Origin of the sequence: Streptomyces sp. NPDC050560 (assembly GCF_044457285.1) — a bacterium.
In the GTDB taxonomy this organism is placed as follows: Bacteria; Actinomycetota; Actinomycetes; order Streptomycetales; family Streptomycetaceae; genus Streptomyces.
On sequence record NZ_JBITGT010000001.1, the window covers coordinates 794,023 to 806,029 of the forward strand.

At 74.9% G+C, this 12,007-nt stretch carries 6 protein-coding genes; 1 reads left to right on the plus strand and 5 read right to left on the minus strand.

Features of this window, described 5'->3' with window-relative positions; translation table 11 throughout:
* Positions 1-78: 78 nt before the first annotated feature.
* The 5 genes from ACIBIW_RS03345 to ACIBIW_RS03365 form a co-directional block, all read right to left on the minus strand.
* Positions 79-1,299 carry a serine/threonine-protein kinase gene (locus ACIBIW_RS03345; RefSeq protein ID WP_399331369.1) on the minus strand — a complete coding sequence of 407 codons (1,221 nt, stop codon included), beginning with the start codon at positions 1,297-1,299 and terminating at the stop codon, positions 79-81.
* Between the two features lie 302 nt (positions 1,300-1,601).
* Positions 1,602-3,323, minus strand: coding sequence for a protein kinase (locus ACIBIW_RS03350; RefSeq protein WP_399331371.1), 1,722 nt, complete (start codon positions 3,321-3,323; stop codon positions 1,602-1,604).
* A 233-nt stretch (positions 3,324-3,556) separates the two neighbouring features.
* Positions 3,557-6,154, minus strand: a complete 2,598-nt coding sequence (locus ACIBIW_RS03355) for a protein kinase (protein WP_399331373.1) — start codon at positions 6,152-6,154, stop codon at positions 3,557-3,559.
* 253 nt (positions 6,155-6,407) lie between these two features.
* The gene (locus ACIBIW_RS03360) at positions 6,408-8,450 is read right to left on the minus strand and encodes a serine/threonine-protein kinase (protein ID WP_399331375.1); all 2,043 of its coding nucleotides are present in this window, start codon (positions 8,448-8,450) and stop codon (positions 6,408-6,410) included.
* Between the two features lie 286 nt (positions 8,451-8,736).
* Positions 8,737-10,440, minus strand: a complete 1,704-nt coding sequence (locus ACIBIW_RS03365; protein ID WP_399331377.1) for a glycerol-3-phosphate dehydrogenase/oxidase — start codon at positions 10,438-10,440, stop codon at positions 8,737-8,739.
* A gap of 293 nt (positions 10,441-10,733) precedes the next feature.
* On the opposite strand from ACIBIW_RS03365, the gene ACIBIW_RS03370 reads away from it, so the two are divergent.
* Positions 10,734-11,996: a nucleotide sugar dehydrogenase gene (locus ACIBIW_RS03370; RefSeq protein WP_399331379.1), complete on the plus strand. Its 1,263-nt coding sequence runs from the start codon at positions 10,734-10,736 to the stop codon at positions 11,994-11,996.
* Positions 11,997-12,007: the final 11 nt, after the last annotated feature.

Here is a 12,007-nt window from a genome sequence, read left to right on the forward strand (position 1 = left end):
CCTAGGGGACGGCTCGCCCCGAGCGCCAAGCAGTTCGGCGCGAACCGTTGCTCTCCGCTTTGCTTCAGGAACTCCGGCTCAGGGAAGCAGCGTGACCGTCACCGCGCCAGGCGTGGCGGGCGGCAGGCCGCCGCCCTGGCCGCGCAGCAGCATCGACGACGACACCCCGGCGGCGACAAGCGCCACCACGAGCGCGCCCGCGACCAGTGCCGCCCGCACCGGCCGGGCTGCGGCGCGCCGCAGCGCGTGCTGGGGCCCGCGGACGGTCCTCGCCAGGGCGCCCACCGGATACGAGGCGCAGGCCGCGGGCGCCGCGAACCGCCCCGGGCGCCGGGCCGCCAGGCGGCGCGCGCCCCGCAGCCGGTGGGTCGCCCCGGTGTCCGCGGGGGCCTTGGAGCGCCCGGCCCCGCACACCCTGCGCAGCGCCCGCACCCGGCCGCGCAGCCGGCCTCCTGGGCGCCCGCCGCGGGGTGTGCGGTCCGAGGGGGTCGAGGGCATCCGCCCGGTCTCGGCGAAGGTCCGTAACATCCGCTCCGCGGTCTCGGCCCCGAGGCGCCGCGCCGGGTCGCGCTCCAGCAGGCCCTGGATCACGGGGAACAGCGGTGCGGCCTGCTCGGGCACGCGTATCTCGCCGGAGACGACGGCGAGCAGCACCCCGCCGAGTGAGTCCCGGTGGAAGGGGGACGTGCCGCTCGTCGCCGCGCACAGCAGCGCGCCGAGCGACCACAGGTCGGACGAGGGGCCGCTGATCTCGCCCGACATCCGCTCGGGGGCCGTGTACTCGGGCGACCCGACGAAGGAGCCCGTCTCGGTCAGCGTGGCGGCCCCGGCGACCTGGGCGATGCCGAAGTCGGTGAGCACCACGCGGCCCGTGTCCGCCTCCAGCAGGACGTTCGCCGGCTTCAGGTCACGGTGCAGCACCCCGGCCGAGTGCGCGGCGTGCAACGCGTCGAGCAGCGCGGCCCCGATGCGCGCCGCCTCCCGCACCTCCACGGGCCCGCGCCGCGCGATGAGGTCGGCGAGCGAGCCTCCCTCCACCAACTCCATGACGATGTACGGCCGCTCGCCCCAGGGCACGATGTCGTGCACCACGACGATGTGCTGGTGCCCGAGCCCGGCGACGGCCCGCCCCTCGCGGAGCAGCCGCTCCCGCCTGAGCCGGATCTCGTCCCTGTCCAGGCCCTCTTCGAGGTCCAGTTCCTTCACGGCGACCTGCCGCCCGAGGAGCTGGTCGGTCGCCCGCCACACGATTCCCATGCCACCGCGCCCGAGCCGCTCCTCAAGGTGGTAACGCCCCATCAGGAGGCGCCCCGAGGAGGCACCGGACGACACGGCCGGGAGAAACTCGGGCAGCGCCGACACCGGGGGGCGCTCCGGGGCCCCACCCGATCCATACGCTGCGTTACTAACCATGCCTCCTTGATTCCCACTCAGCCCCGCGCCTGAACGGGCATTTCTGCACCGACACAAGTTTTTTGTCCAAACATCAACCCGCGGTTGTCCTTACCATCCGTAACCTTCGGGCAACGCGCGGGACGGCAAGCGGGTCTGACGGGGCGGTGGCGGCGGGCCGAGAGGGCCGGGGGCGGCGGGGCGCGGGGTCAGTCGGCGGGGGCCCGCCAGCCGCGCAGCACGGTGTCGAACTGCTCGCGCGTGGTGGGCCAGTCGTCCGCCGAGGACGACATGTAGATCGCGTACTCGGCGCCGTTGTGGTCGTAGTACGTCTCCTCCACCGCACGCCGCGGCCCGGGGAAGTCGTCGTCGCCGCCCTTGGCGGTCCAGGTGAACTCCCAGCGGGAGCCGCTGCGGTCGCGGTAGGTGTTGGCCTCAAGACCGACGCGCCGGTATTCGGGGAGCCTGTCCTTGAGCTGGGACTCCAGGTCGAGTTGGTGCTCGTTGGGGGTGTCCCAGTCCGGCGACTTGTCGACGGCTATGCGCACGAAGTGGTCGCCGTTGTCGGGGGTGTAGTCCACCTGGGAGCCGCTGACCTGGCGCTTCCAGCCCTTGGGGACGACGAGGGTGAATCCGGTGGCGTCGTGGACGCGGTGCCAGCCGTCGGGCACGTCGGAGGGGCGCGGCGAGGGCTTGTGGGTGGGCGACCCGGTCGGGGACCGGGTGGGGTCGTCGGCTGTGGGGTCGTCGGTGGGGCCGCTCGACCTGGATTCGCCGCCGTCCGCGGTGAAGTGCAGGAGCGCGACCGCGGTGCCGCCGCCGACGAGCGCGGCGGCGAGGGCTATCGCGGCTATGAGCCCGCGGCGCCCGCGCCCACGGCGCCCGGTGCGGCGGTGCTCGTGGGTGGTGGCCCCGGTGGGGATGCCGGACGGGGCGGCGGTGTCGGCCGGGTGCTGCGCGGGGTGGGTGTACGCGGCGTGGTGGTACGGGGACCCGTAGGGCTGTTCCCTGGGCGGCTCGTAGGGGGGCGCGGGGTGGGTGGCGGTGCCTCCGTAGCCGGGGGTGCCGGGGGCGAACGGGTAGGTGGCGGTGGGCGCGTGGGGTGCGGCGCCGGTCGGCGCCCGGCCCTCCGCGGCCTCAAGGAGCATGTGCTCCGCGGCGTCGGCGGTGGGCCGCTGGAGCGGGTCCTTGCGCAGCAGCGCCATGATGACGGGGGTGAGGACACCGGCGTCGGGCGGCGCGGGCTCCTCGTCGACGACCGCCTGCATGGTGATGAGGGGCGTGGTGCGGCGGAACGGCGAGCGGCCCTCGACGGCGGTGTACAGCGTCGCGCCGAGCGCCCAGAGGTCGGAGGCGGGGCCCGGGTCGGCGCCCCGTACCCGCTCCGGGGCCAGGTAGTCGACGGAACCGACGACCTCGCCCGTCTTGGTGAGCGTGGTGTCGCCCTCGACCTGGGCGATGCCGAAGTCGGTGAGCAGCACCCTGCCGTCGTCGGCGAGCAGGACGTTGCCCGGCTTGACGTCGCGGTGCAGCACCCCCGCGGCGTGGGCGGCGCGCAGCGCGCGCAGCACCCAGAGGCCCGCGTGGGCGGCGTAGCGGATGTCGATACGGCCCGACTCCTTGACCGCGTCGGCGAGGGAGCGGCCCTGGACCAGCTCCATGACGATCCAGGGGCGGTCGTCGTGCTCCAGTACGTCGTGGACGGTGACGACGGCGGGGTGGTTGACCCGGGCGGCGGCGCGCGCCTCGGTCTGGGTGCGGGCGAGCATGACGCTGCGGTCGCTGTCGGAGACGAACTGTGCCGCGGTCAGCTCCTTGACCGCCACCGCGCGGTTCAGCACTTCGTCGTGTGCGCGCCACACCCGGCCCATGCCGCCCCGCCCGATGGACTCACCGAGCCGGTAGCGGCCCGCGAGGAGCAGGCCCTGCATGCGAATTCCCATCCCCCGCCGTGGTCGTTGACATGGCCCAGCCTATGGAGCCGATCCGTCCGGAGGAACGCGGGGTCCCCTGGCGGCGCTTGGTGTGGGGGACTACGGGGGCGGGGTCGATGGTTCCCGCGCGGGGGCCGGGTGCCGAAATGTGCGCAGCGCAGCGGGAGGTGACGGGCGGTCATGGGCTGCGGGCCCGTGGCCGGGAGGGGCGGGTGGCGGGGGTGCGTGGGTCAGCCCGTGTACTGGTAGCTGGCCGACGCCTGGTCGTAGAGGCTGGTGATCTTGTCGCGTTCCGACTCGGGTCCGCGGACCTGGACGACGTGGTAGTGGCCGTCGACCAGTAGCGCCATATTGCGCACGTAGAGGTCTCCGGCGTCGCTGCTCCAGGTGTACTGGCCCTCGGCCATGACGCGTTGGCCGACCTGGATGCGGCGTATGCCGCTGGAGACGGCCCAGGTGGAGTCGCGGAAGGGTTGCAGTTCGCGCTCCTTCTCCTGGTAGCCGAGCGGGTCGCTGCCGTACTGCTGCGTGGTGTCCCTGCCGGGGACGACGATCAGCTCGTACGCGCCCTGGCTGTAGACGACCTGGCCGCGGCTGTTCTTCGGCTGGCGCTGCCAGCCGTCGGCCACGGCTATCCGGAAGCCCTCGCTGTCCTTGCGGAGTTGGAAGCCGTCGGGCAGTCCCGTGTCGCTGCTCCGGGGCTGCTCGGAGCCCGGGGAGCCGGACGGGGAGTCGCCGCCCTGGCCGTCGGGCGAGCTGTCGGAGCCGGGGCCCGTGCCGGAGGAGTGGCCGGGGGTGGGGCTCTGGTCGCCCGCGGGGGTGCCCGCGCGGTCGGGTGCCTCCTGGCCGGAGTTGTCGTTCTTGGGCATGAACACCATCGCGTAGGCGACGGCGGCGGCGAGCACCACCACGATCGCGACGAGCAGGGTCCTGCCGAGGCGGCGGGGCTTGGGCTCGCTGCCGCGCTTGTGCCTGCCGTGGCGGTCGGGGAGTCCGGCCCTGCGCCTGCGCACCAGCTCCCCACGGCGCCGTATGACGGGAAGGTGCTCGGTGTCGAGGGGCGGGGCGGCGACGACGTGGGTGCCCACGTCGGGTTCCGGGGCGGAGCGGATGAGGGAGCGCAGCCAGCCGCGCAGTTCCTCTATGTCGGGCCGCTCCTCGGGGTCCTGACGGAGCAGTGACTCGACGACGGGGCGCAGCGGGCCGCACTCCTCGGCGAAGGCGGGCGGCTCGGAGCAGACCATCTCGACCAGCTCGGCCGTGCTCTCCTCGGGGTAGGGCGCGTGGCCCTGGACGGCGCGGAAGAGCAGGGCGCCGAGCGCCCAGAGGTCGGTGGCGGGGCCGATGGGCGGGGCGAGCTGCCAGTTCTCGTGGACGGGGCCCGCCTGCTCCGGGGCCCAGCGCTCGGTGACGGGGCCGACGAGGGCCATACGGGCCTGGCGGGCGCGCTGGGCGGCGAGGGCGGTGGCGGGGCCGCGGCGCGGGCCGCTGGGGGCCTCCTCGCCCCAGCCCGCGGTGTCGCCCCAGCCGGGCGGGGTGTCCTGGCCCTGCTCCTGCGGCTGTGCCTGCGGCGGTACGGGGGCATGGCCCGCGGGGGCGTGCGGTGCGGGCTGCTGTCCTGGGGCCGCGGGCTCGGAGGGCGCGGGGGGCGCGGGTGCGAGTCCCGCGCCGAGGGGGCGTACCGCAGGGACGGGGCGGGGTGCGGGGGCGGCGGGCTGGGGGGCGCCGGGGTCGTCGGTGGCGGGGCCGGGGAGCGCGGGGGCACCGGAGCGCGGGAGGGCGCCGTGCCAGCCGTCGGGGTGCTGGGGGCCGTCGGGGCCCGGCGCCGGGGATGCGGCGACTCCGTAGGGGTCGTTGATCTGGCCGTGGACGCCCGGGGGTCGGGGGGCCTCGGCGGCGGATGTGGGCTGCGGCTGTCCCGGGGCGGGCGGTGCGCCGGGTGCGGGGCGGCCCCGCTGGGCGTTGCGGGCGGCGGCGGCTTTGGCGCCCGCGCGGTAGGCGGCGATGGCTCCGGCGCGGGCGGCGCGCGCGTCGTTCTCCGCGGGCTGGGCTCCGGCGGGTCCCGTGGGGCCGGGGGCGGCGGGCAGGGCGGGGGCGCCGTCGGGGCCCTGCTGCCGCGGGGGGCCGCCCTGTTCGATCGCCGGGTGGGTCGCCGCGGTGCCGGGCGGGGGCGGGGGCTGGCCGCCGGGGACGGGGGGCAGGGGGGCGTCGGCGGCGGTGTCCGGGGTGGGGTCGTAGCCGCAGAGTGCCTCCTCCGCGGCGCCCGCGGCGAGGCCGGTGAGCAGGATGCGGCCGTCGTCGCAGACGAGGACGGTGCGCGAGGTGATGTTGCGGTGGACCCAGCCGTGCGCGTGGAGGGCGCGCAGGGCGGTGAGGACGTCGGCGGCGACCTCCGCCGCGCGGTACGGCGAGAGGGGACGCTCGGCGAGGAGGGCGGCGAGCGGGCGCGCGGGGACGTCCTCGCTGACGATCCAGAGGGAGCCGTCCTCGGCGAAGACGTCGAAGACCTGGTCGAGCCGGGGGTGGTCGGGGATCTGGGCGGCCGCCTGGGCGGCCTCGATGGCGCGGCGGACCGCGGGGTCGGCGGGGGCGCGGGTGGCGGCAGCACCGCCGGGGCTGCCCGCGCGGCGCCCGGTGAAGCCCTCGGGGAGCCCGTCGGCGTCGAGGATCTCGGCCTCGACGACCTCGGGCAACGGCACCTGGCGGATGAGGACTTCCTGTCCGCTGTAGGTGTCGAAGGCGCGGGTGTGGGCGAACTCGTACTCGTCGGAGGGGGGCAGGGGCAGGCGGTAGCGGTCGGCGAGTACCCGGCCGGCGTATTCGTCCACGGCTTCCCCCCTTCGGGCGCTCGGTTCCCCGGTGGATGGTCCTGATGGTCCTTCTGCCCCGGCGGCCGCTTCTTCTACCCGCCGGTCAGTTGCGTTCGACCGGCGGCCCGTTGGTCGGCGCGGGCTGCCGGTGTGCGGGCCGATGTGACTGCGTACGGTCCGCGGGCACTCACGATACGTGCTGGGGGCGAGTCATTCGAGTGGCTGTGGATAACTCATCGGTCTCATCCCCGGGAGGGCCTTTTTACCGGGCTCAGGACTTGGGTTCGAACGAATCCGTCAGCGTCTTCCAGGTGTCCGCGCGGTGGTCGCCGTCCCAGTCGTGGTCACGCGCCGTGTACAACAGGCCGTAGCCGAGATGGGAGTTCACGACGAAGCCGCGGTCCACGGAGTGGAGCTTGGTGCCGCCCTCGGTGTAGGTGAACTCCCAGTCCGCGGTGAGCCAGTCGCGGTAGGTGGCGGGCTTGATGCTGACGGTGTGGTAGTCCGCCTTGACCATGTGGTGCGACTGCTCCTCCCAGTCGGCCACCGGGTCGGACTTGGGCTTGTCGGTCCAGCCGACGAGGAGTTTCTGTCCGTCAGGTCCGGCGAAGCGGGCGCCGGCCGTGTCGTTGCCCGTGTGCTTCCAGCCCTTGGGGAGGCCGATGCTGAAGCCCTGGCCGTCGGTGTAGTGGCTGGAGACGCCCTCGGGTTCGGAGCCCGAGCCGCCGGGGGAGTCGTCGTGTCCCGGGGTGGCGCCCTGGCCGCCCTCGCTCTCCTGACCCTGCGACGCGCTGGAACTCGGGGTGTCGCTCGGCTTGCCCTTGCCGCCGTCGGTGTCCTGGCCGCCGCCCTTGTGTCCTTCGTCGTCGCCTGCCGTGGGGCTGCTCGACGCGCTGGTGTCGCCCTTCTTGTCGCCGTCGTCGCCGCCGAGGGTGAGGCCGAGCACGATGCCTATGACGGCGAGCACGACGACCGCGACCACGAGGGCGACGGTGCGCCGTGGCACGGTCTCGAAGAGGGAGGCCCTGGGGGGTCTGCCGGGCGGCGGCGCGGCGGGTGCGGCAGGCGCGGCGGGCGCCGACGCGGGGGACACGGTGGTGCGTTCCGGCGTGCTGGGCTTGCGGGGGTCCTGCGGCTGCTGCCCGCCCGCGGGGGCGGCGGGCGCCTCGGGTGTGCCCGACGCGGTGGCGGCGGGTGCCGGGGTGGCCGGGGGCGTGCCGGGCGGCGGCGGGACCTCGCGGGGCTTGGCCGCGGCGGGCGTGGCAGCGGCGGCGGCCTTGCGCACGGAGCGCAGGGCGCCGCGCAGCCGCTCCTCGGTCTTCTTGGCGGGCGCGGCGGGCGCCTCGGCCGGGGTGTCGGCCGGGGTCTCGGCGGGCTTGTCCCCGCCCTCGTCGGGGGCCGGGGGCAGCGGCAGGGCCCTGGTCCTGGAGTCGGCGGGCTTCGCCGGGGCCTCGGGCGCCTTGGGGGTGTTGATGACCTCGGTGAGGCGGGCGCGGGCACCGGCGTCGTCGAGGCGCTGCTCGGGGTCCTTCGCGAGGAGGCCGTAGATGACGGGCTCCAGGGGGCCCGCGTGCTTGGGCTTCTCCAGCGGCTCCGTCATCACGGCGGTGAGCGTGGCGATCGCGGAGCCCTTGTCGTACGGCGGGACGCCCTCGACGGCGGCGTACAGCAGGCCGCCGAGCGACCAGAGGTCGGCGGCGGGGCCGGGGCGGTGGCCGCGGGCGCGCTCGGGCGAGATGTAGGAGGGGGCGCCGACGAGCATGCCGGTGGAGGTGATGGAGGGGTCGCCCTCGACCTGGGCGATGCCGAAGTCGGTGAGGACGACGCGGCCGTCCTCGGCGATGAGCACGTTGGACGGTTTCACGTCGCGGTGCAGGATGCCCTCGCGGTGGGCGGAGCGCAGCACGTCGAGGACGGCGAGGCCGACCTCCGCGGCCCTCGCGGGCGTCAGCAGGCCGTCCTCGCGGATGACTTCGGCGAGCGACTTGCCCTCGACGAGTTCCATCACGATCCAGGGGCGGTCGTCCTCGTCCACGACGTCGTAGACGGTGACGGCGCTGGTGTTGCGAATCCTGGCGATGGCCTTGGCCTCGCGCAGGGTGCGGGTGATCAGCCGCCGCTTCTCGTCCTCGTCGATGGAGGAGGGGAACCGCAGCTCCTTGACCGCGACGGTGCGGCCCAGTGTCTCGTCGAGCGCCCGCCATACCGTGCCCATGCCGCCGCGGCCGAGAACCTGCCCCAGCCGGTACCGCCCGGCGAGGAGACGCGCGTCCTCGTCACGACGGGCCTCCCCCGTCTCTTCCGCGTCCGACATGCGTCCCCTCTGCAACCCGCCCCGACAGAGCCTTCATTGTCCCCCACACAGGGACCGTCGCTCTGCCAGGGTCGTCCCTCGGGGCACGCGCTCTCGACACGCCCCCCGCTCCCCCCGCCGGCAGCCCCTGCGGCGCACCCGGCCCACGGTAGCTGACAGCCACTCTTGCGCCGGGCCGCTGGAAGGGCAAGCCTGCGTGGCCGCGGGACGGCGGGCGGCGGGGCACGCGCGCCCCACGGGCCACGGCGGTCGGGCGGCGCCCCGGGGGCCCGCCGGGCGTGTCGGGCTATCCGACGACGTCGGGGGCGCCGAGGCGGGCGGCGTCGGCGGTGAGGTCGTCGGGCTGGCGCTGGGACTCGCGCTCGGCCTCCACCCGCTTCTCGTAGTGCTCGATCTCGCGCTCGATCCTGTCCGCGTCCCAGTCGAGCACGGGCGCCATCAGCTCGGCGGCCTCGCGGGCGCTGCGGGTGCCGCGGTCGAACGTCTCGATGGAGATACGGGTGCGGCGGGTGAGGACGTCGTCGAGGTGGCGGGCGCCCTCATGGGAGGCGGCGTAGACGATCTCGGCGCGCAGGTAGTCGTCGGCGGCGGCGAGGGGGGCGCCGAGCGACGGGTCGGCGGCGATGAGGTCGAGGACCTCCTCGGCGAGGGAGCCGTAGCGGTCGAGCAGGTGCTCGACGCGGGCCACGTGAAGGCCGGTGCGGACGGCGATGCGCGCGCGTGCGTTCCACAGCGCGCGGTAGCCCTCGGCGCCGACGAGGGGGATCTCCTCGGTGACGCAGTCGGCGACGCGCTGGTCGAGGGCGTGGACCGCCTCGTCGACGGCGTCCTTGGCCATGACGCGGTACGTCGTGTACTTGCCGCCCGCGACGACGACGAGCCCGGGGACGGGGTGGGCGACCGTGTGCTCGCGGGAGAGCTTGCTCGTGGCGTCGGACTCCCCGGCCAGCAGGGGCCGCAGGCCCGCGTACACGCCCTGGACGTCGTCGCGGGTGAGGGGGACGGCGAGGACGGCGTTCACATGCTGGAGGACGTAGTCGATGTCGGCGCTCGACGCGGCGGGGTGCGCCTTGTCGAGGTCCCAGTCGGTGTCGGTGGTGCCGACGATCCAGTGCCTGCCCCAGGGGATGACGAACAGGACGCTCTTCTCGGTGCGCAGGATCAGACCTGTGGTGGAGTGGATACGGTCCTTGGGGACCACCAGGTGGATGCCCTTGGAGGCGCGCACGTGGAACTGGCCGCGCTCGCCGACCATGGCCTGGGTGTCGTCGGTCCACACGCCCGTCGCGTTGACCACCTGCTTGGCGCGGATCTCGTACTCGCCGCCGGCCTCGACGTCCTCGACGCGGGCGCCGACGACGCGCTCGCCCTCGCGCAGGAAGCCGGTCACGCGCGCGCGGTTGGCGACCTGGGCGCCGTAGGCGGCGGCGGTGCGGACCAGGGTGGCGACGTAGCGGGCGTCGTCCATCTGCGCGTCGTAGTACTGGAGGGCGCCGACGAGGGCGTCCTTCTTCAGGCAGGGGGCGACGCGCAGGGCGTGACGGCGGGTCAGGTGGCGGTGCATCGGCAGGCCCCTGCCGTGGCCGCGTGCCATGGACATGGCGTCGTAGAGCGCGACGCCCGAGCCCGCGTAGAGCCGCTCCCAGCCCTCGTGCTGGAGCGGGTAGAGGAAGGGGACGGGCTTCACGAGGTGCGGCGCCAGCCGCTCAAGCAGCAGGCCGCGCTCCTTCAACGCCTCCCGGACCAGGGCGAAGTCGAGCATCTCCAGATAGCGCAGGCCGCCGTGGATCAGTTTGCTCGACCGGCTCGACGTGCCGGACGCCCAGTCGCGGGCCTCGACGAGTCCGGTGGCGAGGCCGCGTGTGACCGCGTCGAGCGCGGTGCCCGCGCCGACCACCCCGCCGCCCACGACCAGGATGTCCAGCTCGCGGTCGGCCATCGCTGCCAGGGACTCGGCGCGCTGCGCCGGGTCCAGTGTCGCTGTCCTCACTTGCGGTCTCCTGTCACCCGTCTCGTGGACGTGCCCCGCGGCCGCGCCCCATCCGCATCCCCTGCCCAGATTCTGACGGTGGTGCCCGTCTTCAGCCACCGCACCCCCCGAACCTGTGGATAACTCGTGTTCCACGCGGCGGGCGCCGACATTCCCCGGATTCCCGGCCCGTCAATACGTCATAACGGTCATATTTACTCCTAGTGTGACATTGCGCCGGTTCACTCCGCTCACTGTATCCACAGGACTTGCGCGAACCCCTTACTCCGGCTAAAGGGAGGCGGACCATCACCATGCCCGCGGATCTCGCCGTCATCGGTCTCGGCCCCTTCGGACTGCCCCTCGCCCAGGCCGCCGTCGCGGCGGGCGTGCCCACCCTCGGCTACGACCCCGGCCCGGCCGACGCCGCCGACCCGGCACCGGGACGGCGGCCGGGCGACGGCGCCACGACCGGTGTGCTCACCACCGCAGACCTGCGCCGGGTCGCCTCCGGGGGGCCGCCGCCGCGCACCGAGCCCGGGGGCCTTGGCCGGGTGCGCACCGCCGTCATCTGCGTCCCCACGCCGCCAGGACCCGACGGCGGCCCCGGGCTCGGCCACGTCGCCGAGGCCGCCCGCGCCCTCGCCGCGCGGCTGCGCCCGCACACCACCGTGATCCTCCAGTCCCCCGTACCGCCCGGCACCACCGAGGGCTTCCTGCTGCCGCTGCTCGAAGAGGGCTCGGGGCTGCGGGCCGGGCGCGACTTCCACCTCGCGTACTCGCCCGCGCGTACCGACCCGGGACACCGCGGCGAGAGCCTGGCCGCGATCCCCCGCGTCATCGGCGGCCTCACCCCCGCCTGCACCGAGTCCGCCGCGGCGTTCTTCGCCCGGTTCACCGACAAGGTCGTCCGCGCGCGCGGGCCGCGCGAGGCGGAGGCGGTGCACCTCCTCGAAACCAACTACCGGCATGTCAACATCGCCCTCGTCAACGAGATGGCGGTGCTCTGCCGCGGCCTCGGCGTCGACCTGTGGGACGTCATCCGCTGCGCGGAGACCAAGCCGTTCGGCTACCAGGCGTTCCGCCCGGGCCCCGGCGTCGGCGGCCACGGCGTCCCCCAGGACCTGGCGGGCCTGCCCGGCTCCCCCGGGCCGCTGCGGATGGTGGAGCTGGCGCAGCGGGTCAACAGCCAGATGCCCCAGTACGTCGTCCAGCGCGCCGCCGCCCTCCTCAACGAGCACGGCAAGTCGGCGCGCGGCGCCCGGGTGCTGCTGCTCGGCGTCACGTACAAGCCGGACGTCGCCGACCAGCAGGGCTCACCCGCGCGTGAGATCGCGGAACGGCTGCGCGAGCTGGGCGCCGCGGTCAGCTACCACGACCCGCACGTCCCGGCCTGGACGGTGCTCGACCGGCCCGTGCCGCGCGCCGACTCCCTCTACGAGGCGGCGGCACGGGCCGATCTGACGCTGCTGCTCCAGCACCACCGCACCTACGACCTCCAGGGCCTTTCGGTGAAGGCGCAACTGCTGCTCGACACCCGCGGCACGACCCCGGCGGGCGCGGCGGAACGCCTCTGAACCCGGCGCCC